Here is a 22,083-nt window from a genome sequence, read left to right as displayed (position 1 = left end):
CTACCGGCTCCCTTTGGGCGCAGAGGGAGGACCAGCGAGGTGGGCGCGTACAGCTTCGTCGCTTGAGGCCTGCCAGTCTGGAAGAGGGCCGAGCAGGGCATCTCCGCGACGGACGTCCAGCACGACCCCCCTTGGCCTTTCGGCGGCTGTCTGGAAGGTCTCGCCCGTTACGGGCTCCAGCTCTGGGCGGGGACCGCCAGCGCGAGCAGAGGTCTCGAATACCCGCCTGGCCCAGTCGAAGCGGCTTGCGGCCGGGCCTGGCCCAAGATGGAGCAGGGACGGGGTTTCGATCGCCTCGATCAGGTGTCGGGCAAGCTGGACCAGGTGCGCCGCGAGGGCATCGGTATCGGTCGGACGGCCTGTCTCATCAGTGACGACCTTGAGCACAGGCCTGTCTGCCGCAATCTCAAGCATCTTGCTGATGAAGCTCGTCCCTGTCCTATCGAACAGCCAGCTCACCCGTGCAATCACATGGCGGCCCCCTGCCGCCTGAACGGCAAGCTCCCCTTCAAGCTTGGTGGCGCCATAAACCGAGTTGGGGGACGGCCTGGCGGCCTCGTCCAGGGGGTGGTCAGGATCGCCTGTCGAGAAGACCATGTCGGTGGAAATGTGGATGAGCGGAATGCCGGCTGCCGCGCAACAAGCCGCAATATGACCGGCGCCATCGGCGTTGATCGCGCGCGCAGCGGCCTCGTTCTCCTCGGCGGCATCGACGGCGGTATAGGCCGCCGCATTAATGACCGCGGCCGGGCGAAAATCATCGAATACGGCGGCAAGCTGTTCAGGCTGGGTGATATCCATACGGGCACGGCTGAGCGCCGTGCAGCCCTGGCGGGCCAGGGCTTGTCCGAGCCGGCCACTGCCGCCGGTAACGAGTATGCTGCCGGCCCCGCTCATGCCTGGTATGCGAAGGGTGTATCCAGCTCGGCGAGGCCGGGCCAGGTGAAGTCACGGCCAGACATTACGACATCATCGGGCCGGGGCCATTCGATGCCGAGGGAGACGTCGCACCACAGGAGGCCGCCCTCGCATTCCGGGGCGTAGTGATCGGACACCTTGTAGGCGACGAGGGTGTTGGTGCTGAGGGTCTGATAGCCATGCGCGAAGCCGACCGGAACATACAGCAGGGAATGGGCCTGGGCCGAAAGCCGCACGGTTATCGCCCGCCCGAAGGTCGGCGAGCCGGCGCGCAAATCCACGATGGCATCGAAGATTTCTCCGCGCAGGACGTCCACCAGCTTGGCCTGCGCATGCGGTGGGGTCTGGAAGTGCAGCCCTCTCGTTGTCCCGGGAGCGGCCGAGAACGCCTTGTTGTCCTGCACCCAGTCGATATGAGGAAGTCCCGCATCGCGCCAGTCTTGGGCGTTCCAGCTTTCGCTGAACCATCCCCGGTCGTCTCCATGGGCCGCAACCGTTATCAGGGCCGGGCCGGGGATCGCGAAGGTTTCGACATTCAGGATTGTCATGCGGCTTGATGACCTGAGCGGAGCACCTCGTCAATCTTGCCTCTGACCGGGAGGGCGGGTGCGTCCCTTTCATCGCAGGTCGGGCCTCTCTCCTGCGCATAAATTCCCTTGCCCGGAGGTGTTGCAAAAGGCTAGGCCACTGTGTCTGTGCTGGAACGGTCAGGCGCTGAACTGCGAGCGTAACGCTGGGCCGGTCCTCGGGGCAGGCTCACGGTAGGGTAGAGCAATGAGACTTCTCATCACCGGCGGTGCCGGCTTCATCGGGTCAGCGCTCATTCGCCGCGCCATCGCGCAGGGCCACTCGGTCCTGAACGTCGACAAGCTGACCTATGCGGCCAATCGGGACAGCCTTGCCGATGTCGATGGCTCTTCCAGTTACAGCTTTCTGAAGGCCGATATCTGCGACCGGGATGCCATGAAACGCGCCGTCGCCGACTTCCGGCCAGACCGGCTCTTCAACCTTGCGGCGGAGACGCATGTCGACCGGTCCATCGACGACTCCCTGGCCTTCGTGCAGACCAATATCAATGGCGTTCACGCGCTGCTTGATATCTGCCGCTCTGCGCAGCGTGAGGCGATGACTGGACCCGATTTCCGGTTCATCCAGATATCGACGGACGAGGTTTTCGGGTCGATTGCGGAAGGCGCTTTCAAGGAGAGTTCGCCCTACCAGCCGAATTCGCCCTACTCGGCGTCAAAAGCTTCTGCCGACATGCTGGTGCGGGCATGGCAGCACACCTATGATTTCCCCGCGATCATTACGAACTGCTCGAACAATTATGGCCCGTGGCAATTCCCGGAAAAGTTCATCCCGACCATCATCATGAAAGCCCTGCGCCGGGAGAGCATTCCTGTTTATGGCGACGGGCAGCAGGTTCGTGACTGGCTGTTCGTGGAGGATCATGCCGACGCCCTGCTGAAGGTGGCGCAGGGCGGGCAACCCGGTGAGACGTACTGTATTGGCGGGGATGCCACCATGACAAATCTAGATCTTGCCCGCACGGTTTGCGACCTGGTCGATGAAAACCTTGGGCGCGACCCTGGCGAGGGCCGCCGCCTGATAGAGATGGTGGCAGATCGTCCTGGTCATGACCGTCGCTATGCGATCGATCATTCGAAGATCAGCCGGGAGCTGGGGTGGGCGCCCGCCTCCGACCTCAAACAGGGGCTGGCGCGCACGGTGACCTGGTATCTCGGTCAGGAAGACTGGTTGAGCAGGCTGGCCTCCGAGGGACGCGCCGGCGGACGGCTCGGCCTGATGCAGCGAGGCGGCCAATGAAAGGTATCGTACTGGCAGGTGGAAATGGATCGCGCCTGTATCCCCTCACGCGCAGTGTCTCCAAGCAGCTGATGCCGATATATGACAAGCCGCTGATCTATTATCCGATCAGTGTTCTGATGCTGGCGGGGATCCGCGAGTTCCTGATCCTGACGAAGCCCGATGACCGGAAAGCCTTCGAGAAGCTCCTTGGTGACGGTTCGGAATTTGGGGTGTCCATCAGCTATGCCGAGCAGGAAAAGCCGCGCGGTATCGCCGAAGCGCTGATTATCGGGGAGGAATTCCTCGATGGTGGTCCCTGCGCCCTGGTTCTTGGTGACAACATATTTTACGGCCACGGACTTCCGGAAATCCTGGCCGAAGCGTCAAGGTTCACAAGCGGCGGGCAGATATTCTGCTACCAGGTTGCTGATCCGCGCCAGTATGGTGTGGTAGAGCTGGATGCAGCCAATTGTGTCCTCTCGATTGAGGAAAAGCCCAGCAAGCCGAAATCCGATTTTGCCGTGACCGGGCTTTATTTCTACGACTCCACAGCCCCGGAAAAGGCGCGTCAGCTAACCCCGTCTGCGCGCGGCGAGCTTGAAATCACCGACATCAACAGGATGTATCTCGAAGAGGGACAACTCGAGGCCAATCTGATGGGCCGGGGCTTTGCATGGCTTGATGCGGGCACACATGACTCCTTGCTGGAGGCCGCCCAGTTCATCGCCTCCATCGAAGAGCGCCAGGGCATGAAAATCGCCTGCCTTGAGGAAATCGGCTACCGGCTGGGATATATTTCGCGGGAGCAGCTGCTCAGGCAGGCCAAGGCGCTGAAGTCATCCAATTACGGGACCTATCTCGAGAAGATCGCGCGCTCTGACTGAGCGACTCCGTTGTGTCTCAGACTGCAGGCAGGGCTCCGACGACCGCCGCACCAGCGATCACGCGTAGGCACAAGCTGACAGCCGGAATAACGATATTGAAGCCGGCGATGCGTTTCAGGTGGAGGGAATAGGCGATGGACGTGATTAGATAGGCCAACAGCACCAGCATGAAGGCCAGGCCAAGCTGTGTCGCCCAGAGGATGGAGCCGATCATGAAGAGGCCCATTATGCCTGCCGCCCTGGTCACGCTCAGCCGGCCCGAGGCGAGTGGCCGGTGACGTCTTGCAGGATCGGCGCGGTTGTCCGGAATGGCGAACAGATCGTCCAGAAGATAGGTGCCGCTCGCCATCATGCAGAAGCATAGGAAAGCCTGGAGCAGCAGCAGCCAGTCGGCAGTGCCAAGCTGCGGCGCAAGGAAAATGGGCACCGCAAAAACAAGCAGGTTCGCCGCCCAGTGATGCAGGCGCAGCTGTTCGACCAGGGGCGCCAGCGACCGGCTCTTGTGCACCGTCATCTCGACGATGGCCGCTCCATCCTCATGCGTCAGGTCATAGGCCGCGGACGGCGCGCGTATTCCGTAACCGGCCGCAGCCGCGCGCCAGACTTTGATATCCTGCCCGGAATTGCCGACATAGTGGAACCCTTCGGGATGGCGCTCGGTAAGGTAAGACGCCTTCTGCGCGGAGACGAGATTGGTTGTTCCGTAGCTCCCCTGTGCGGAAACGAATGTCCCGATATGGCTGGCGATGCGTTCCACGAGAACATGATCAGAGCCGGAGACCAGTTCGGCCTTGCCGCCATTAGCGCAATGGTCTTCGATCAACGCCAGCACATCCGGGTCATAGGGCAGGTGCTCCGGGTCGATATGATGGCCGATCTTCGAGACCATCCAGGCTTTCGTTTGCGGGCGTGAGCGCAGCATCCTGAACACGGCCAAGGGCAGCAGCCAGGGCTTCCACCGGGCGATCAGGACGAAGAGTTCGGGCGGCAGCTCATTGCGGATCAGCGTGCCGTCCAGGTCGACAATAAGCGGCTTGTCCGGCTCAGACCCCGGCGGCCTCTCGGATGTCGATTGGGACATGTCGGCTTCCCCTTGAGGGCGGCGCGCGGACCTACTTCGTCTTCAGGACGTCGACCAGCTCGACCTCGAAATTGAGGTCGGCGTTTGGCGGAATGCCGGCCGGGTGTCCGCGCTCGCCATAACCGAGCTCGGACGGAATGTGGACCAGCCAGCGGTCGCCGGGTTTCATCATGGAAAGCGCTTCCTTCCAGCCCGGGATCACCTGGGCTGGCTGAATCATCAGCGGCTGGCCGCGCTGAAAGGCGCTGTCGAAGACCTCGCCTGTCTCGGCCATGCGGCCTTCATAGAAGACCACGACCGTATCGCTCGGCGTCGGGCTGTTGCCGGTGCCGTCGCCGCTTTCCAGAACGACATATTCGAGCCCGGAATCGGTTTTCTGGACGTCTTCCTTGGAGGAGTCCCACGGCACGTAGGTGTTCCAGGCTTCCTCGTCAGCCGGCTTCGGTTCGAAAACCTCCTGCAGCTGTACGCGGAAGATCAGGTCGTCGCCGGGCTTGATCTTGCCGCCGGGGCGCGGATTCTGGCCGTAGCCGAGCTCGGAGGGGATGTAGAAGACATATTCGTCGCCTTCAGACATCAGTTGCAGGCCCTGCGTCCAGCCGGGGATGACCTGGCCGACACCGAAGATGGCTGGCTGACCGTCCTCGAACGTGCCGTCAAAGGTCGTGCCGTCGGTCAGCCGGCCTTCATACATGACCTGAACGGTGGAATCGATTTTCGGCGACGTGCCGTCCTCCGGCCCTTCCTCGACGACGACATATTGCAGGCCGCTATCGGTTTCCTGCACGTCCGCGCGGTCCGGGTCCCAGGGGAAGAAGCTGTCGAAATCCGTCGAAGATGTCCCACCGCTACAGGCGGCAAGGCCGATGGCGAGGGCGGAGAAGGCGATCGTTCTGAACATGGGAGAATATCCTCGTCCTGGGGATGATCAGTTGCGTCTCGGCGGATAGCCCGCCTGGGCCAGCGCGTCGATGATTTCCTGCGTGTGCTGGGCGTCGCGCGTTTCCATAAGGATGTCGAACTCTGCGCCCTTGGCAGGTACGTCGAGCGCGATGCGATTGTGCGCGACTTCCATGATGTTGGCGCCGTTGTCGCCGATGATCTTTGAGACCAGCGCCAGCAGGCCCGGGCGGTCATCGCCGATGATACGGATGTTCGACAGGCGCTTCTCGCGCACCAGCGCGCGGGTCAGCACCGAGGCGAGCAGGCGGGTATCGATATTGCCGCCACAGAGCACCAGCCCGACACGTTTGCCGGCAAACTTCGACGGGTGCGCGAGCAGGGCCGCAAGTCCGGCAGCCCCGGCGCCTTCCGCAATCGTCTTTTCGACATCGGCAAACAGGGTGATGGCGCGTTCGAGGTGCTCTTCCTCGACCAGCACGATCTCGTCGACCAGCGCACGGACGACCTTCTGCGTCAGCTCGCCTGGCTGTTTCACCGAAATGCCTTCGGCGATGGAGGCCCCGCCAGTCTTGGCCTCGCGGCCCTGGATGGCGGCGAACATGCTCGGATACATCGCGGCCTGCACGCCGACGACACGGATGTCCGGCTTCAGCGCCTTGGCGACCGTGGCGCAGCCGGAGATCAGCCCGCCGCCACCAATCGGCACGACCAGGACGTCGAGCTCCGGGCCGTCCTCGAACATTTCAAGCGCAGCGGTGCCCTGTCCGGCCATGATGTGCGGATCGTCGAAGGGATGGATGAAGGTCAGTCCTTCGCGCTGGCGCACGGTTTCGGCATAGGCTTTCGCCTCGTCGAATGTATTGCCTTCCAGCAGCACGCGGGCGCCGAAGGCGCGCGTATGCTCGACCTTGTTGAACGGTGTCGTGACGGGCATGCAGATGGTAACCGGGATGCCGAGGCGGCGGCCATGATAGGCTACGCCCTGCGAGTGGTTTCCAGCCGAAGCCGCGATGACGCCAACCGCCTTCTCCTCATCCGTCAGGCGCGAGAGCTTGTTCAGCGCGCCACGTTCCTTGAAGGCGGCGGTGAACTGCTGGTTCTCGAACTTGATCCAGATCTCCGCGCCCGTAATCTCCGACAGCGTTTTGGACTTGCGCATCGGGGTACGTTCGACCTGACCTTCAATGATGCGCGCGGCATCACGGACATCGTCGAGGTTGATTGGCAGGCTTTCACTCATGAGGCAGGGTCCCAGGCTGGTCGCGGCGCACCCTATTGAGGCGCGCAGCTGAGAGCAAGCGGCGCTTGTGCCCTTGCTGCTGAGCGCGCTCTTGTCTATTCGCGAGCCCACAGGAAACAGGATTTCACCCATGTCGAGTCTCACGCTTGCTTCGCACAATATTTCCATTGGTGACGGCCATCCGATGACCGTCATGGCCGGCATGAATGTGCTGGAAAACCGTGACCTCGCCATGCGTATCGGCGAGCACCTGAAGGGCGTCTGCGAGCGGCTGGGCCTGCCCTATGTCTTCAAGGCGAGTTTCGACAAGGCGAACCGCTCCTCGATCACCTCCTACCGCGGACCGGGGCTGGAAGAGGGGCTGAAGATCCTCTCCGAGGTGAAGGCCGCATTCGATGTCCCGGTGATCACCGACTACCACACCGAAGATCAGGCCGAGCCGGTCGCTGAAGTGGCGGAGATCATCCAGGTTCCGGCCTTCCTCTGCCGCCAGACCGATCTCGTTGTCGCTGGCGCGAAAGCCGTGAAGGCGCGCGATGGCTGGCTGCATGTGAAGAAGGCGCAGTTCCTCGCGCCGTGGGACTGCAAGAACATCATCTCCAAGGTCGGTGAAGTGACCGGCCCGAAGAACCCGACCATTCTCTGCGAACGTGGCGCGAGCTTCGGTTACAACAATCTCGTCGTCGACATGCTGGGCATTCAGGCGATGAAGGATCTCGGCGTACCGGTGACCATCGATGCGACCCATGCCGTCCAGCTGCCCGGCGCCGATCCGCGCACAGCCGGCGGTTCGACCGGCGGGCGGCGCGAAGGCGTGGCCATCATCGCGAAGTCAGCGATTGCGGCCGGGGCCGACGGCGTCTTCCTCGAATTCCACCCCGACCCGGACAAGGCGCTTTGCGATGGTCCAAGCTGCCTGCCGCTGGAGTCGGCCGAGCCGCTGCTGAGGACGCTGAAGACGATCCACGAGACGGTGAACGGTTAAGCCGCCTCGGTCTTCTTCGCGTAAAGCCCTTCGACGCTCTCATACGGGTCATGCTCGGCGACGAGATGGCCAGGGGCGACCTCGATCAGCTGCGGATTGTATTGCTCGGCATCCGGGTCATCCACGATCACAGATTTCATGAAGCGCAGCGGTGAGCGGCGGTCGAGCGGAGAGGGCAGGTCGCCGCGCAGCTTGATGCGTTCCTTGCCGCGCTCGAACTCCGGGTCCGGCGTCGGCACAGCGGAAATGAGCGCCTTGGTGTAGGGATGGCGCGCATCTTCATAGATCGCGGTCCGGTCGGCCACTTCGACGACCTTGCCGAGATAGAGAACCATCACGCGGTGGCTGATCTCGCGCACCACCGAAAGGTCATGGCTGATGAAGATCATGGCGAGGCCGAACTCCTTCTGGAGGTCGATCAGCAAGTCGACGACCTGCGCCTGTACCGAGACGTCGAGTGCGGAGACCGCCTCGTCGCAGATGAGGAGTTTGGGCCGCAGGATCATCGCACGCGCGATACCGACGCGCTGGTTCTGGCCGCCCGACAGCTCGTGCGGGTAGCGGTTGACGAGGCCCGGGGAGAGGCCGACACGGGGCAGGAAGTCGCGCACCATCTTCTCGCGCTCGGCTTTTCCGATCTCCGGCTTGTGCACGGTCAGCGGCTCGGCAATCGATTGGCCAATGGTCATGCGCGGATCGAGCGAGGCGAGCGGGTCCTGGAAAACGATCTGGAGGTCATCACGCAGGCCGTTCATTTCCTTGCGGTCGGCATGGGTGATGTCGCGGCCCATATAGGAGACACTGCCGGCTGACTGCGGCACCAGTTTCAGAACGGCGCGGGCGAGCGTGGACTTGCCGCAGCCGGACTCGCCGACAACGCCGAGCGTTTCACCCGGGCGCAGGTCAAAGGACACGCCATCGACGGCGCGCAGCATTTTCGTCCTGCCGAACAGGCCGCCGCCGACATTGACCGGGAACTGCACCTTCACGTCTTCCGCCCGGATCAGGGGCTCGACCGAGGCTTCCGGCGGGGGGCCGAGCATCGGACGGCCTTCGCGGTTGGGCTGGTCGATGCGCGGCACGGCGTTGAGCAGCATCTGCGTGTATTCGTGCTTCGGCTCGTAGAAGATCGAGTCGCTGGTGCCGGTCTCGACGATCTCGCCATCCTTCATCACGACCACGCGGTCACACATGCGTGCGACCACACCCATATCATGCGTGATCAGGACGATGCCGGTATTGGTGTCCTTCTGGAGGTCGTACATCAGGTCCAGCACCTGCGCCTGGACGGTGACATCGAGTGCGGTTGTCGGCTCATCGGCAAGCAGCAGTTTCGGGTCGCACAGCATGGCAATGGCGACCATGACACGCTGGCGCATGCCGCCGGAAAGCTCATGCGGGAACTGGTCGAGCCGGCGGCGGGCTTCCGGAATGCGCACCTGTTCCAGCCAGTCGACGCATTTCTTCGTGGCGGCTTCGCCTTTCAGGTCGCGGTGCAGGGCCAGCACTTCGCGCATCTGCGCCCCGACCGTCATGTGCGGGGTCAGCGAGGTGAGCGGGTCCTGGAAGATCATCGACATCTGTGCCCCGCGCACCTTGCGAAGCGTAGAGGCCTTGGCGCCGACCATCTCCTGGCCTGCAAACTGGATCGAGCCGGAGACCGTCCCGTTATCGGCGATCAGCCCCATGGCGGCGAGCGCCGACTGACTTTTGCCCGACCCGGATTCCCCCACAATGCCGAGGCATTCGCCCGGTGCCACGTCAAAGCTCGTCCCCTTTACGGCGTTCACTGTCCCGTCAGGCGTGTCGAAATCGATCTTCAGGTCTCTGACGGAAAGGATGGGGTCGCTCACGGGCATGTCCTGTTGTCGTTGAAGAATTTCCAGCCGGTATCGGGCCCGACGGACCGGGCCAAGTCAACAGGCAGCACCAGTCAGCGGTAGCGAAGGCCGCGAAGCCCGGCATCTTCATAGATGTCGTCGAGCATCTTTTGCTGAGGCAGGATGATCTCGCCTTCGGTCGGCAGCGCGGCCCCTGTTTCGAGGGCCTCGACAAGGGCGGCGAGCTGCCAGGTGTAAGTGGAAATCGGGCTGATTGGCCCCCACTGGTCTGTCTCCTCGCCATCGGCCGTGATGAGGCTCAGGCTTGCGCCCAGATGAGGCGCAAGGGGATTGATGAAATGGATCAGCCCGTCAGAGCCGGCAATCGTCATCTCGGCCTTGAAAGCAGTGCCCTGTGCCATGCTGGTCGTCAGGTGAACGAACGCGCCGCTGTCATGCTGGAGACGGGACTGCATGCTTTCATCGACACCGCGAGCGGTCAGTTCGGCCCTGGAGTCGACAAATTCCAGATTGTCTCCGAACAGGTTCAGCGCCCAGCTTAGCGGATAGCAGCCAAGATCCATCATTGCCCCGCCCCCGGTATCGGGGAGCTGGCGGATTTCGTCATCGCTGTCACGAATCTGGACTGAGAAGTCTGCATCGACACGCCTGACCTCCCCAATCCGGCCAGAGCCGACCCAGTCCATGCACGCGGCAAAAGCCGGGTGATAGCGATAGTGGAAAGCTTCGATCACACGCTTGCCGCTTTTTCGGGCGGCGGCGAGCATCGCCTTTGCCTCTTCCACATTCATCGCGAAGGGCTTTTCGCAGAGCACATGCTTGCCGGCTTCAAGTGCGCGGATGGTCCACTCGGCATGCCGGTTGATGGGCAGTGGGTTGTAGATGAGGTCGATCTCGTCGCTCTCGATCAGGCTTTCATAACTGTCGAAGACCTCCTCAATGCCATGCTCCTCGGCAAACAGGCTCGCGCGTTGCTTGTCGCGGGCGGCGACGCCCCGCAGTGAGCAGCGACCAACCACATGGGCAGGCTCACACACCGCCTTGGGCGTAATTCGCGCTGCGCCGAGAAGGCCGATCCTGAGGGAAGATGCCATGATGAATTGCCTCATATGCGATGACGTATTGGAGCGGAGGCCACACAAACGGATAGCGCTCCCAAGCTCAAGGTCATATTGACGCGTGGGCCCGGCTTGCGCACACCGCCCTCAACATCCTACCAGTGCTAGTTGATTAGCCTGACAAAAGAGCGAGACCGTCATGCCTGTAATGACCTTCATGAACACCTGCATCTTCGACCATGGTGCGATCCAGAAGCTGCCAGGCGTGCTGCGCGGCCAGGGCGTGTCGAAACCCTTCATTATCACCGATCCGGGGATCAAGAGCGCCGGCATCCTCGAGACGATCCTCGAAGCCCTCGGTGCTGAGCCTGCCGGCGTCTTTGCAGAGACGGTTGCCAACCCGACCGAAGACCAGGCGATCAAGGTCACGGATCTTTACAAGAGCGCAGGCGCCGATGGCATCATCGCGCTTGGCGGCGGCTCCAGCATGGACCTGTCCAAGGCGGTCGGCCTGCTCGCAAGCCATGAAGGCCCGCTCGAGAAATATGCGGCCATGTCAGGTGGGTCGAAGCATATCAAGAAACTGCCGCCGCTGATCGCTATCCCGACCACGGCGGGCACCGGCTCTGAAGTGTCCCTCGGCATGATCACCACGATGAATAATGGCCGCAAGGAAACCTTCGCTTCGCCGAACCTTATTCCCCCGGTCGCCATCTGTGATCCGGACCTGACATTCGGCCTGCCGAAGATGATGACGGCGGCGACCGGCATGGATGCGGTCACCCACTGCATCGAGGCCGTTCTCGTCCCCGTTTCCAATCCGCCTGCCGAAGGGATCGGCTATGACGGCCTGACACGGGCGGTCGGCGATGGCTGGCTGAAGCGTGCTGTCGAGGACGGCTCCGACCCGGAAGCGCGCTGGCACATGATGATGGCGTCCTATGAAGGTGCGCTTGCCTTCGTGAAGGGCCTCGGCAGTGTTCACGCCCTGTCGCACGCGGCGGGCCGCCTGCACGAGAAGAAGCTTCACCACGGCACCCTGAATGCGATCTTCCTGCCCCACCTGCTGCGCTTCAATGAAGGTGCTGCCGAGCGGAAGTATGAACGCCTGCGGTTTGCCATGGGTCTGAAGGAAGGCGCCGACCTGGCCGATGCGATCTCGAAACTGAACGAGAGTATCGGCATCCCGCACACGCTGAAGGAAATCGGCCTTGAAGCGTCCGATGGACCGGGTGTTGTCGAATATGCGCTGGCTGATCTGGCGCACCGCGGCAATGCCAAACCGGCGAGCCAGGAAGACTATGAGCGCATCTACGAACGGGCGCTCGGATAGAAAACTCGCATTCTGGTATGTTTTTTTCTTGGCTGTCACTGGGCATTGCATCGCGCTCAGTGATAAGGGGAAAAGATGGTTCAACCTGTGACAGTCACGCCGGTAATCCTGTGCGGTGGGGTCGGCTCGCGCCTGTGGCCGCTCTCGACGGCTGAGCGTCCGAAACAGTTCCTGACCCTGGAAGGTCAGTCCTCCATGCTCGGTGAAACGGCGGCTCGGGTGCAGGCGGTCGATGACAGGCTGGCATTTGCCGATTGCACTGTGGTCGGCAATGAACGCCACCGTGACCTGATCCGGGCGGAAGTTCCAAATGCGCGCCTGATCCTTGAGCCGCTGGGGCGCAATTCTGCGCCGGCTGTCGCCGCTGCGAGCCTGATCGCAGATCCTGACGACCTTCTGCTCATCATGCCGGCCGATCACGCCATCCGCCACCCCGAGCGCTTTGTCGACGCAATCGCGACAGGCCTGCAGGCTGCCCGGGACGGCAGTATCGTGACATTCGGCATTGAGCCGGATCATCCAGCGACAGGCTATGGTTATATCGACGCCGAACCGGGCGATGCGCCCATCCTCCCGGCGCGCCAGTTCGTCGAAAAGCCGAACCTCGACACCGCCAACGCCTATCTGAAAGCGGGCCATTATCTCTGGAATGCAGGGATATTCCTGTTTCGCGCGGGGACCATGGTCGACGCGTTTCGCACCCATGCGCCCGAGGTGCTGTCAGGCGTGGAAAAAGCGATTGCAGGGGCCACGGGCGAAGGCGATGAAATCCGCCTTGAAGCCGCCGCCTTCGCGGCGTGCCCGGGCATTTCCGTCGACTATGCCATTATGGAACAGTTCAAGCCGGTCATGGCCGTCCCCGTCGATATGGGCTGGAGCGATGTAGGCGATTTCCGGGCGTTGTGGGAAATTTCCAGTAAGGATGCCCAGGGCAATGTTCTCATGGGGCCGGTGACCGCGGTCGGGTGCCGCAATTGCTATATCCGGTCAGAAGGGGCGCCGATTTCCGTAGAGGGGCTCGAGGATATGATTGTGGTCGAGGCCGGTGGGCACCGGATCAACTGTCCCATGGCAGATGCCCAGTCGGTAAAGAAGCTCGCTGAGGCTTCCGCCTAGATAACACCGCTATCCAGACAGTCATGGACGTGCAGCAGGCCGAGCGGCTTGCCGGCATCATCGACAATGAAGAGCGCGGTAATGCGATGCGAACTCATCATCGAGAGCGCTTCAGCCGCCAGCGCATCATGCGGCACCGTGCGCGGGTTTTCCGTCATGACGCTGGTGACGGATTTCTCGTCCAGCGGTTCGTTGAAGTGACGGCGAAGGTCCCCATCGGTGACCATGCCGGTAAGACGGCCATCCTCCTCGACCACACCGACACAACCAAAGCCTGACGTCGTGATGATGCTGACTGCGTCTTCGACCGAGGCCTCCGGGCCGCACAGCGGCATGTCGGTATGGTGCATCAGGTCCGTCACCCGCTTCAGCGAGGCGCCGAGCTTGCCGCCGGGGTGGAACGTGTGGAAGTCGTCGGCGGTGAAGCCGCGTGCCCGCAGGATTGCCACGGCGAGGGCATCCCCAAGCGCCATCATGAGCGTTGTGGATGTGGTCGGCGCCTGTGTGACAAGGCAGGCTTCGGCAGATCTCGGGATGATCAGCTGCACGTCGCCAGCCCGCGCGAGCGTGGACTCCGCATTGGCGGTCATCGCGATCAGCGGGATACCGAAGCGCCCCGCATAGCCTAGAATGTCACCAAGCTCCGCAGTCTCGCCGGAGTTGGACAGAGCCAGCACGACATCATCCGAAGAGATCATGCCGAGGTCACCATGGCTGGCTTCTGCCGGGTGGACATAACTCGCCTTGGTGCCGGTGGACGCCAGTGTCGCTGCGATCTTGCGCGCGACATGGCCGGACTTGCCCATGCCGGTCACGATCACCCGGCCACGAACATTGCCGCACAGGTTCACACTCTCACGCATCGCCTTCGATAGCGGTGCGCCCGGCTCGCTCAGGCTGGTGACGAGATCACGCATGCCGGCCATCTCGGTTTCGAAGACCTCGATAGCGACGCTGCGAACGGCGTCTTCCTGCGGAAGAAAACTGGCGGACATGGGCGGGCCTCGGGCGAATTCGGTGTGGGACATTCGCCTAGCCCAATCGCAAGAGACCTCCAACCCCCGAGGCGCCGCTTAGGCTGCCCGTATCGATTTTCAAATCGGCGCCGCATTTTCCCCGCTTTTGGTGTATTGTCTGACGTGCATGAATGTGAGGGACGCAACATTCGAGGGCGTACGCGCGGTCAATCGCGACGCCCGCCACTGGCAGATCCTGGCCCTGTCAGGGCTGTTTCTGATCTCGGTTTACACGACTGATTTCGGCGCCCGGCCGATGCACCTCATTTCAGCCTTCAGCGGTGCAATGACAGCGCAGGCGCTCGGCAGCCTGATCGTACGCACCCGGTTTGAGTGGAAGTCGGCGGCGATCACCTCGCTCTCTCTTTCGATCCTGATGCGGGCGGTCGACCCATGGATGTGGTTTGCCGCGGGCATCATCGCCATCGGCCTGAAATTCGCCGTGCGCTACAAGGGCAAGCACATCTTCAATCCGGCCTGTATCGGCATCGTTGTGATGTGCCTCGTCTTCGGACGCGATGTCTGGGTCTCGCCGGGACAGTGGGGACAGGCCCCGCTGATTGCCGGCTGGGCGTTGGCGCTCGCGGCGCTGGTGCTGTCCAGTGCGAAGCGGCTCGACATTGCGCTCGGCTTCATCGGGACATTTGCCGCGATCCTGTTTGGCCGTGCCCTCTGGCTCGGTGATCCAATGGCGATCCCCATGCACCAGCTGTCCTCCGGCACGCTGCTGGTCTTCACCTTCTTCATGATCACCGACCCGCGCTCGACACCGGATTCGCGCGCCGGCCGGCTGATCTTCGCGGCCAGTGTCGCCAGCCTGACGGCGTGGTTCATCATCGGGCCGAATGTTCGCGCCGCGCCACTGATGGCGCTGGCTGCGCTTTCGATCCTGACACCTGTTCTCGACCGGCTCATTCCCGCAAGCCGGTTCCAGTGGGGCACGCACTCAAAGTCCAAGGAGGGACGCACACATGAAACTCAGACATATCCTGGGAGGCGCAGCGCTGGGGCTGGCCTCGCTCAGCCTTAGCGCCCCGGCGCAGGCCTTTTGCGGCTTCTTCGTCGCCAAGGCCGATACCGATCTTTTCAATGACGCGTCCAAGGTGGCGCTGGTCCGCGACGATGAGCGGACCGTCATCACGATGGCGTCTGACTATCGCGGCGAGCCGTCGGAATTTGCGATGGTCATCCCGGTTGTGGATGTGCCGGAGCGAGAGCAGATCAATGTCGCCGATCCCGGCCTGATCGAGCATCTCGACGAATACACCGCGCCGCGCCTTGTCGAGTATCACGACGAAAATCCGTGTGACGTTTACCGGTATCGCGACGCCGTCGCCATGGCGGCGCCGGAGGCGGGGGGCGCCATCGATGACATGGCGATGGAAGAGGCCGAGGACCTGGGTGTTACCATCGAAGCCGAATACGAGGTCGGTGAATATGACATCCTCATCCTGTCGGCGGAGGAGTCGGATGGCCTGATCAGCTGGCTCAACCAGAATGGCTATCGCATTCCGGATGGGGCCGAGGAGGTGGTCGGCTCTTACCTGAAGCAGGGCATGAAATTCTTCGTCGCAAAGGTGAACCTCGAACGCCATGACGGCGCCGGATTCCTGCGGCCGATCCAGGTCGCCTACGAAGATGAGGATTTCATGCTGCCGATCCGTCTCGGCACTGTGAATGCGGAAGGAAAGCAGGAGCTGTTCGTCTTCGCGATGACCCGCAAGGGCCGCGTCGAGACGACCAATTACAAGACGGTCAAACTCCCCTCCGACATGGATGTGCCGATCTTTGTGAAGGATGAGTTTGGCGAGTTCTACAAGGACATGTTTGCCCACCAGGTCGAGAAGGAAAACGGCAAGGCTGTCTTCATGGAATATGCCTGGGACATGAGCTGGTGTGACCCGTGCGCCGCCGAGCCGCTGTCGCGCTCACAGCTGCGCGAGCTGGGGGTTATGTGGCTTGATGAGGATGGCCAGCAACCGGAGCCCCGCCCGGGCTTCCGCCCCGGCCCGCAGCCGGTCGATGTCTTCGTGACGCGCCTGCATCTTCGCTATGACGGCAAGACCTTCCCGCAGGACCTGACCTTCCAGGTCACCGGTGATCGCGACAACTATCAGGGCCGCTATGTCCTGCGTCATCCGTGGCGGGGCGACTTCAACGAGTGTGAGGCAGCGCGCGACTATGCCGACGATCTTGTCGATCGCTGGGACCAGGAAGCGGAGAACCTCGCAAAGCTGACGGGCTGGGACGAGGACGAGATCAAGGACAAGATGGCCGCTGGCGGCTACTCGGAAGCCTCGATCAATATCGACCTGGAGCCGAAAGAGAAGAAACCCTGGTGGCAACGCCTCTGGGGCAATGGCTGACGCCTAGCGCTGACAGGCGCCGCAATAGAAGCTCGAGCGCCCCGACTGGACGATGCGTCTGATCGGGGCGCCGCATTTGCGGCAGGGCTCACCCTCGCGGTCATAGACGGAGAAGGTGTGCTGGAAGTAGCCGAGTTCGCCGGTCGCGGCCTTGAAGTCGGAGATGGATGAGCCGCCGGCCGCGATCGCTTCCCGGATTACGTCATTGATGGAAACAGCCAGCTTCGCTGCCCGCTGGCCGGGCACCGTTGACGCGCGCCGTCGCGGGCTGATCCCGGCGCGGTAGAGCGCCTCGCAGACATAGATGTTGCCGAGGCCCGCAATCATGCGCTGGTCGAGCAGGGCGGCCTTTATCGGCGCCTTCTTGTCCTTCAGGGCCTCGTTCAGCCAGGCATGCGAGAATTCATTCGACAGCGGTTCGGGGCCGTAGCCCGCCAGGCGCGGATACTGCTCCATCTGCTGCAGCGGCCAGAGCTCCATGAAACCGAAACGGCGCGGATCATTATAGGTGACGACCTGCCCACCCTCGATATGGAAGATGATATGATCGTGCTTCGGATCAGGCGGGATCTCGTGATGAAAATCGCCGGGCCGGGTGCCATCCGTGATCGTGAACCGTCCGGACATGCCGAGGTGCATGATCAGCGCGTCGCCTGAGGAGAGCTCCGCGACAAGGAATTTCGCCCGCCGTGACAGGCGGGTGATCCGCGTACCGCCGACCCGTTCGGCAAAGCGTGACGGCAGGGGAAAGCGCAGGTCCGGCCGGTTCAGGACGACCGACACGATGGTGCGTCCCTCCATCACCGGCGCAAGGCCGCGGCGAACTGTCTCGACTTCAGGCAATTCAGGCATGGTCACCGCATATAGCGTTTAGAAATTCATGCCACTATGGTCCCCGCGCATGACAAATGAGACAGATACAGCAAAGACGGTCAGCTTCGGCTTCGAAGAGGTTTCGCCAGAGGAAAAGGTGAGCCGTGTCAAGGGCGTGTTCCGCTCGGTCGCGAGCCGCTATGACGTGATGAATGACCTCATGTCGGCGGGTGTCCACCGCCTCTGGAAGCATGACACGATTGCCAAGCTCAATCCGCAGCCCGGCGAGCGGCTGATCGATGTCGCTGGCGGCACGGGGGACCTTGCAAAAGCCTTCATCGACCGCGCCGACAAGGCTGCGCGCCGCCGGGGCAAGCCCGGCCAGGCCAGCGCTGTTGTCTGCGATATCAACGATGCCATGCTCGATGCCGGGCGCGCGCGCGCCGACATGGCGGCCTATGAGGGCCGGATCGGATGGGTCTGTGGCGACGCCCAGGCACTTCCTTTCGAGGACCGGTCGTTCGACGCGGTCACGATCGCTTTCGGCATCCGCAACGTGGCCGACCGTAACGCCGCGCTTTCCGAGTTTCGCCGTGTGCTGCGACCCGGTGGGCGGCTCGCCGTTCTCGAATTCAGCCACATGACCGTGCCGATGCTGCAGAAGCTCTATGATACCTACAGTTTCAACGTCATTCCGCGGATGGGCGAACTCGTCGCTTCAGACCGCGAGAGCTATCAGTATCTCGTTGAGTCGATAAGAAAATTCCCGGAACAGGAAGCGTTCCGGGAAGAGGTCGAGAGCGCCGGTTTCTCCAGCGTTTCCATCACCAATTTCTCTGGCGGGATTGCTGCCCTTCATTTCGGATGGGCAGCATGAACGGAGTTGCGGGGATGACGGGAGACTGCTGGTGCTGAAGGCGATGGCTGATTATGGGCGCCTGATGCGGGCTGGCACGGCGCTTGTGCGTCATGATGTGATCCTGCCCGGCGAGTATCAGACACGCCTGCCGGTGCCTGCGCGCCTTGCCGGGCGAACGCTTCGGCTGTTTGGCGGCCGGGCGAAAGGCCGTCCTGGGGAACGCCTGGCCACCGCGCTCGAGAAGCTGGGGCCTGCCTATATCAAGCTGGGTCAGTTCCTCGCCACACGGCCGGACGTCTTCGGCACCGAAGTGGCCACCGACCTTTCCCGCCTGAAAGACAAGCTGCCGCCTTTCCCGATGGAGGACGCCCGCAAGACGCTGGAAACCGAGTTTGGCAAGGCTGAAGCCGATAGGCTTTTTACCGGCCTTGGCGAGCCGGTTGCTGCGGCATCGGTCGCGCAGGTGCACAAGCTCGAAACGCCTGAGGGCATGAAGGCCGTCAAGATCCTGCGCCCGGGCGTGGAGCGCCTGATCTCACAGGAGTTGCGCGCCATGAAACGCGCCGCGCGCACCATTGAGCGCGCCATGGTCGAAAGCCGCCGTCTCGAACCGGTCGCCTTCACCAACACCGTCGCCGATGCGATGATGAAGGAGCTCGACCTGCGCCTGGAAGCTGGTGGGGGCGACCAGATCAAATCCATGTCGGACAAGGATGAATGGTTCGTCGTCCCGTCCGTGGACTGGGACCGCACCGCCCAGCGTGTGCTGACGACCGACTGGATCGACGGCATTCCGCTCACGGACCCGAAGGCGCTCGAACAGCCCGGCCTCGATCGGGTAGAACTGGCGACGTCCATTACGCGCGGCTTCCTGACCCACGCCATCGGTCATGGCGTCTTCCACGCTGACATGCATGAGGGGAACATCCTCATCACGCCGGACAACCGCGTTGCCCTGGTCGATTTCGGCCTGATCGGGCGGATCGGCATGGAGCAGCGTCGCTTCCTGGCGGAAATCCTCTGGGGCTTTATCCGCCGGGATTACCAGCGCATCGCCGAAGTGCATTTCGAGGCGGGCTATGTGCCGGCAACCCAGTCAGTGGGCGAATTCGCGCAAGCGCTGCGCTCCGTTGGGGAACCGATCCACGGCAAGCCGGCCGAGGATGTCTATATGGGACGCATCCTGTTGCAGCTGCTGGACTATACGCGGACCTTCGGCATGCACCTCCGTCCCGAACTGGTCCTCCTGCAAAAGACCATGGTTCAGGTCGAGGGCGTCGCGCGCACCATCGATCCCAAACACGATATCTGGAAAGCCTCCGAGCCCATCGTCAAAACCTGGATCGCGGAAAATTTCGGTCCTGCGGGAGCCGCGAAGCTTGCGGCGAAGAACATCCTTGAGGTCGCCGACCGGCTGAAACGGCTGCCGGAAGTGATGGACCGGTTCGAGGCAAGTCTGGAGCCCGGCTATCATGACACTCCGAAACCTCCCCGGAATCAGCCGCCCTGGTGGGCATGGTTCGGCCTGACCGTTGTCCTTGCAGCGATTGCAGGGCTGACCGCTGTTCAGTTCGCCTGAGACAAGAAACGACTCCACGGATTGGCAAAGGCCTGTTAGCTTAACCGTCTGCTAACCATAGGACGCGACCCGCGTTCCGGAGTCCCCGCTCATGAGATTGTTCGCTGTCGTGCTGACCCTTTTCGCCCTTCCGGCGATGGTCGCACCTGCGCTGGCTGAGGGGACGGACCAGCCACGCCCTCTGCGTGCGGGGGCGTATGGCTATAGCCATGTCGACAGTTATACACGCTCGCAGACCCATGTTTCGGAACGGGACAGGTCGTCTAGGTCTGATCCGCTTCTGGGTGGGACAGGGGGTGCCGCACCAAGGGTCGTCCGGGCGGCTGGAAGCAAGATACAGCGCGCCGCTCAACCGGCAGCGATGAATGTCAGCGGCGTCCGCGTCTTTCGTGATGGGCGCGCCGGGCCGGCCCGTCCGTGTGCCCAGTCCATGTCCAGCCAGGGTGTTACGATCTTTGCGGGCTGCGGGTCAGCGATGACTGCCTCAGAGCTTGCGGGCGGACGGGGTCAGGCCGCAGAGCGTGTCCTCGTGAGCCGTGTCCAGAAAGGACGTTGCGCGCGGCCCGTCGAGCGGATTGCTGATGGGGGCAAGGGTGGGACGCACTATGCGGTCTGCTACAGTGACCTTCAGCCGGTTTATGGTGCGCGTCTCGACGACCTCCACCGTAGAATTCAAACAGCCGCGCGCCGCGCCTGTGGCAGCCGCGCCGGTTATGGTGCCGCGTCCCGGCATGCGTCTTGCGAGAAGCAGGCTGTTGATATTGCTGTCTACCGATCGGGTCTCCCGGCCCTCATGGACTTTCATGAGATCCGGACAGGCAGACAGCCACACGTCATCGTAGGCTCCCGGCGTCGGTAATGGGCGCCAGGGGACTGGGGGTCCTGCGAAGAGCCGGGCGTGGCGACTGCAAGTCGCTACGCCCGGTTCGCTCTTTTAGCTGCGGTTCACGGGGTCGTGTCGTCGATTTCTAAACACTTTCTGTGTAAGAGAAGGCGCAAGAAGCCTATTTAGGGTCGTATGAGCAGCAAACGCATCCTCCTGATCATCGGCGGTGGCATTGCCGCCTACAAGTCGCTGGAACTGATCCGCGAGCTCGCGCGCCGTGGAATTGGCAGCCGGTGCATCCTGACGAAAGCCGGCGCGGAATTCGTGACGCCGCTTTCTGTCTCTGCCCTGTCGGGCGAGAAATGTTTTACCGACCTGTTCAGCCTCGATGACGAAGCCGAGATGGGCCACATCCAGCTTTCGCGCTCGGCAGACCTTGTCGTGGTCTGCCCGGCAACGGCTGACCTCATGGCCAAGGCGGCCAATGGGCATGCCAATGACCTCGCCTCGACCACGCTGATGGCGACCGACAAGCCGGTCCTGATGGTGCCGGCCATGAATGTCCGGATGTGGGAGCACGCCGCCACGAAACGCAATGTCGCCACCCTTCGTGGTGACGGCGTCACCGTCATGGACCCCGATGAAGGCGCCATGGCCTGCGGTGAATTCGGCCCCGGACGTCTGCCCGAAGTGCTCGCCATTGCCAACGCGATCGAAAACCAGCTCGACCGGCTGACAGGCCCACGGCCCCTGGAAGGCCACCATGTGCTCGTCACGGCCGGTCCGACGCGCGAACCGCTCGACCCGGTCCGCTTTCTCTCCAACCATTCTTCCGGGAAACAGGGTTATGCGATTGCCGGGGCGCTTGCTGCGCTGGGCGCCCGCGTGACGCTGGTGTCCGGGCCTGTCGCGCTGGCACCGCCGCGTGGCGTGGACTTCGTTCCCGTCGAGACTGCGCGCGACATGCTCAAGGCCTGCGAAGCCGCGCTGCCGGCCGATGTGTTCATCTCCGTCGCCGCCGTGGCCGACTGGCGCCCGGCCATCTCCTCCGCCAAGAAACTCAAGCTCAAGGATGAGGGCCAGACCCTGCCGTCCCTGACGCTGTCGGAAAACCCGGACATTCTCGCCACGCTCTCGAAAAAGCGGAAAAACCGTCCGGGGCTCGTCATCGGCTTTGCCGCTGAAACCCATGATGTGGAATCGCTGGCGCGCGCCAAGATGAAGCGCAAGGGCTGTGACTGGATCGTTGCGAATGACGTCTCCGGCGATGTTATGGGCGGCGCACATAATGAAGTCGCGCTCGTCACCAAGGAGACGATCGAGCACTGGCCGCGTATGGACAAGCTGTCTGTCGCCCGCCAGCTGGCGGAACGGATCGCCGACAAGCTGGGTGATCCGGGGCGCGATCAGATGGCCGCCGAGTAAGCGGCAAATCACAGTCAGGTCCGGCGGATGA

General features: G+C 62.6%; 20 protein-coding genes. 10 read left to right on the top strand and 10 right to left on the bottom strand.

Going from position 1 to position 22,083, the window contains the following annotated elements; all coding sequences use genetic code 11:
* Complete coding sequence (gene rfbD / locus Q1K29_RS01915; protein WP_300390884.1) at positions 1-897, bottom strand: dTDP-4-dehydrorhamnose reductase; 897 nt, start codon at positions 895-897, stop codon at positions 1-3.
* A complete protein-coding gene (rfbC, locus tag Q1K29_RS01910) occupies positions 894-1,466 on the bottom strand; it encodes a dTDP-4-dehydrorhamnose 3,5-epimerase (protein ID WP_300390881.1) in 573 nt (190 codons plus the stop codon). Before rfbC ends, rfbD begins: the two co-directional genes overlap by 4 nt.
* 226 nt (positions 1,467-1,692) lie before the next feature.
* On the opposite strand from rfbC, the gene rfbB reads away from it, so the two are divergent.
* Positions 1,693-2,745 carry a dTDP-glucose 4,6-dehydratase gene (rfbB, locus tag Q1K29_RS01905; RefSeq protein WP_300390878.1) on the top strand — a complete coding sequence of 351 codons (1,053 nt, stop codon included), beginning with the start codon at positions 1,693-1,695 and terminating at the stop codon, positions 2,743-2,745.
* Positions 2,742-3,611 carry a glucose-1-phosphate thymidylyltransferase RfbA gene (gene rfbA, locus Q1K29_RS01900; protein WP_300390875.1) on the top strand — a complete coding sequence of 290 codons (870 nt, stop codon included), beginning with the start codon at positions 2,742-2,744 and terminating at the stop codon, positions 3,609-3,611. The genes rfbB and rfbA overlap by 4 nt, the downstream gene beginning before the upstream one ends.
* Before the next feature lie 16 nt (positions 3,612-3,627).
* Here the strand turns inward: rfbA and Q1K29_RS01895 are convergent, their stop codons facing one another.
* Genes Q1K29_RS01895 through Q1K29_RS01885 form a run of 3 tightly spaced genes read right to left on the bottom strand, consistent with a single transcriptional unit; the run spans position 3,628 to position 6,835 of the window.
* On the bottom strand, positions 3,628-4,692 hold the full coding sequence (locus tag Q1K29_RS01895) for a UbiA family prenyltransferase (RefSeq protein ID WP_300390872.1): 1,065 nt from the start codon (positions 4,690-4,692) through the stop codon (positions 3,628-3,630).
* Between the two features lie 31 nt (positions 4,693-4,723).
* Positions 4,724-5,593, bottom strand: coding sequence for an FKBP-type peptidyl-prolyl cis-trans isomerase (locus tag Q1K29_RS01890; RefSeq protein ID WP_300390869.1), 870 nt, complete (start codon positions 5,591-5,593; stop codon positions 4,724-4,726).
* Positions 5,594-5,620: 27 nt separating this feature from the next.
* Positions 5,621-6,835: a threonine ammonia-lyase gene (locus tag Q1K29_RS01885; RefSeq protein ID WP_300390866.1), complete on the bottom strand. Its 1,215-nt coding sequence runs from the start codon at positions 6,833-6,835 to the stop codon at positions 5,621-5,623.
* Between the two features lie 130 nt (positions 6,836-6,965).
* Here Q1K29_RS01885 and kdsA point away from each other — a divergent pair, with 130 nt between their 5' ends.
* Positions 6,966-7,820, top strand: coding sequence for a 3-deoxy-8-phosphooctulonate synthase (gene kdsA, locus Q1K29_RS01880; protein ID WP_300390863.1), 855 nt, complete (start codon positions 6,966-6,968; stop codon positions 7,818-7,820).
* Here kdsA and Q1K29_RS01875 read toward each other — a convergent pair.
* Both Q1K29_RS01875 and Q1K29_RS01870 read right to left on the bottom strand, forming a co-directional pair.
* Positions 7,817-9,679, bottom strand: coding sequence for an ABC transporter ATP-binding protein (locus tag Q1K29_RS01875; RefSeq protein ID WP_300390861.1), 1,863 nt, complete (start codon positions 9,677-9,679; stop codon positions 7,817-7,819). The two genes, kdsA and Q1K29_RS01875, sit on opposite strands and share 4 nt — an antisense overlap.
* A 74-nt stretch (positions 9,680-9,753) precedes the next feature.
* Positions 9,754-10,755 (bottom strand): Gfo/Idh/MocA family oxidoreductase, encoded by a 1,002-nt coding sequence (locus Q1K29_RS01870; RefSeq protein WP_300390858.1) that lies wholly within the window; start codon positions 10,753-10,755, stop codon positions 9,754-9,756.
* 163 nt (positions 10,756-10,918) lie between these two features.
* On the opposite strand from Q1K29_RS01870, the gene Q1K29_RS01865 reads away from it, so the two are divergent.
* Both Q1K29_RS01865 and Q1K29_RS01860 read left to right on the top strand, forming a co-directional pair.
* Entirely contained in the window at positions 10,919-12,052 is a 1,134-nt protein-coding gene (locus tag Q1K29_RS01865) for an iron-containing alcohol dehydrogenase (RefSeq protein WP_300390854.1), read from the top strand.
* 75 nt (positions 12,053-12,127) lie between these two features.
* Complete coding sequence (locus Q1K29_RS01860) at positions 12,128-13,168, top strand: mannose-1-phosphate guanylyltransferase (RefSeq protein ID WP_300390851.1); 1,041 nt, start codon at positions 12,128-12,130, stop codon at positions 13,166-13,168.
* Here the strand turns inward: Q1K29_RS01860 and Q1K29_RS01855 are convergent.
* A complete protein-coding gene (locus Q1K29_RS01855; protein WP_300390848.1) occupies positions 13,165-14,163 on the bottom strand; it encodes a KpsF/GutQ family sugar-phosphate isomerase in 999 nt (332 codons plus the stop codon). The two genes, Q1K29_RS01860 and Q1K29_RS01855, sit on opposite strands and share 4 nt — an antisense overlap.
* Positions 14,164-14,317: 154 nt before the next feature.
* On the opposite strand from Q1K29_RS01855, the gene Q1K29_RS01850 reads away from it, so the two are divergent.
* Both Q1K29_RS01850 and Q1K29_RS01845 read left to right on the top strand, forming a co-directional pair.
* Positions 14,318-15,214, top strand: a complete 897-nt coding sequence (locus Q1K29_RS01850; protein ID WP_300390845.1) for an RnfABCDGE type electron transport complex subunit D — start codon at positions 14,318-14,320, stop codon at positions 15,212-15,214.
* Entirely contained in the window at positions 15,156-16,550 is a 1,395-nt protein-coding gene (locus tag Q1K29_RS01845; protein WP_300390842.1) for a DUF2330 domain-containing protein, read from the top strand. Before Q1K29_RS01850 ends, Q1K29_RS01845 begins: the two co-directional genes overlap by 59 nt.
* Before the next feature lie 3 nt (positions 16,551-16,553).
* On the opposite strand, the gene mutM is transcribed toward Q1K29_RS01845, so the two are convergent.
* Positions 16,554-17,402 (bottom strand): bifunctional DNA-formamidopyrimidine glycosylase/DNA-(apurinic or apyrimidinic site) lyase, encoded by an 849-nt coding sequence (gene mutM, locus Q1K29_RS01840; RefSeq protein WP_300390840.1) that lies wholly within the window; start codon positions 17,400-17,402, stop codon positions 16,554-16,556.
* A 49-nt stretch (positions 17,403-17,451) separates the two neighbouring features.
* Between mutM and ubiE the strand changes: the two genes are divergently transcribed.
* Both ubiE and ubiB read left to right on the top strand, forming a co-directional pair.
* Complete coding sequence (gene ubiE, locus Q1K29_RS01835; RefSeq protein WP_300390837.1) at positions 17,452-18,240, top strand: bifunctional demethylmenaquinone methyltransferase/2-methoxy-6-polyprenyl-1,4-benzoquinol methylase UbiE; 789 nt, start codon at positions 17,452-17,454, stop codon at positions 18,238-18,240.
* Positions 18,241-18,271: 31 nt separating this feature from the next.
* Complete coding sequence (ubiB, locus tag Q1K29_RS01830; protein ID WP_300390834.1) at positions 18,272-19,801, top strand: 2-polyprenylphenol 6-hydroxylase; 1,530 nt, start codon at positions 18,272-18,274, stop codon at positions 19,799-19,801.
* Positions 19,802-20,285: 484 nt separating this feature from the next.
* Here the strand turns inward: ubiB and Q1K29_RS01825 are convergent, their stop codons facing one another.
* Positions 20,286-20,633, bottom strand: a complete 348-nt coding sequence (locus tag Q1K29_RS01825; protein ID WP_300390831.1) for a hypothetical protein — start codon at positions 20,631-20,633, stop codon at positions 20,286-20,288.
* 186 nt (positions 20,634-20,819) lie between these two features.
* Here Q1K29_RS01825 and coaBC point away from each other — a divergent pair, with 186 nt between their 5' ends.
* Positions 20,820-22,052, top strand: coding sequence for a bifunctional phosphopantothenoylcysteine decarboxylase/phosphopantothenate--cysteine ligase CoaBC (coaBC, locus tag Q1K29_RS01820; protein WP_300390828.1), 1,233 nt, complete (start codon positions 20,820-20,822; stop codon positions 22,050-22,052).
* The last annotated feature ends 31 nt before the right edge of the window (positions 22,053-22,083 follow it).

The organism is Henriciella sp. (genome assembly GCF_029937755.1).
Classification (GTDB): domain Bacteria; phylum Pseudomonadota; class Alphaproteobacteria; order Caulobacterales; family Hyphomonadaceae; genus Henriciella.
Note: the sequence above shows the minus strand (reverse complement) of the source record. Positions and strands in the feature narration are given on the sequence as shown.

Bases quoted from the DNA above. Each gene is read 5' to 3' on its own strand.
- rfbD (WP_300390884.1), bottom strand. From the start codon at position 897: ATGAGCGGGGCCGGCAGCATACTCGTTACCGGCGGCAGTGGCCGGCTC.
- rfbC (WP_300390881.1), bottom strand. From the start codon at position 1,466: ATGACAATCCTGAATGTCGAAACCTTCGCGATCCCCGGCCCGGCCCTG.
- rfbB (WP_300390878.1), top strand. From the start codon at position 1,693: ATGAGACTTCTCATCACCGGCGGTGCCGGCTTCATCGGGTCAGCGCTC.
- rfbA (WP_300390875.1), top strand. From the start codon at position 2,742: ATGAAAGGTATCGTACTGGCAGGTGGAAATGGATCGCGCCTGTATCCC.
- Q1K29_RS01895 (WP_300390872.1), bottom strand. From the start codon at position 4,692: ATGTCCCAATCGACATCCGAGAGGCCGCCGGGGTCTGAGCCGGACAAG.
- Q1K29_RS01890 (WP_300390869.1), bottom strand. From the start codon at position 5,593: ATGTTCAGAACGATCGCCTTCTCCGCCCTCGCCATCGGCCTTGCCGCC.
- Q1K29_RS01885 (WP_300390866.1), bottom strand. From the start codon at position 6,835: ATGAGTGAAAGCCTGCCAATCAACCTCGACGATGTCCGTGATGCCGCG.
- kdsA (WP_300390863.1), top strand. From the start codon at position 6,966: ATGTCGAGTCTCACGCTTGCTTCGCACAATATTTCCATTGGTGACGGC.
- Q1K29_RS01875 (WP_300390861.1), bottom strand. From the start codon at position 9,679: ATGCCCGTGAGCGACCCCATCCTTTCCGTCAGAGACCTGAAGATCGAT.
- Q1K29_RS01870 (WP_300390858.1), bottom strand. From the start codon at position 10,755: ATGGCATCTTCCCTCAGGATCGGCCTTCTCGGCGCAGCGCGAATTACG.
- Q1K29_RS01865 (WP_300390854.1), top strand. From the start codon at position 10,919: ATGCCTGTAATGACCTTCATGAACACCTGCATCTTCGACCATGGTGCG.
- Q1K29_RS01860 (WP_300390851.1), top strand. From the start codon at position 12,128: ATGGTTCAACCTGTGACAGTCACGCCGGTAATCCTGTGCGGTGGGGTC.
- Q1K29_RS01855 (WP_300390848.1), bottom strand. From the start codon at position 14,163: ATGTCCGCCAGTTTTCTTCCGCAGGAAGACGCCGTTCGCAGCGTCGCT.
- Q1K29_RS01845 (WP_300390842.1), top strand. From the start codon at position 15,156: ATGAAACTCAGACATATCCTGGGAGGCGCAGCGCTGGGGCTGGCCTCG.
- mutM (WP_300390840.1), bottom strand. From the start codon at position 17,402: ATGCCTGAATTGCCTGAAGTCGAGACAGTTCGCCGCGGCCTTGCGCCG.
- ubiE (WP_300390837.1), top strand. From the start codon at position 17,452: ATGACAAATGAGACAGATACAGCAAAGACGGTCAGCTTCGGCTTCGAA.
- coaBC (WP_300390828.1), top strand. From the start codon at position 20,820: ATGAGCAGCAAACGCATCCTCCTGATCATCGGCGGTGGCATTGCCGCC.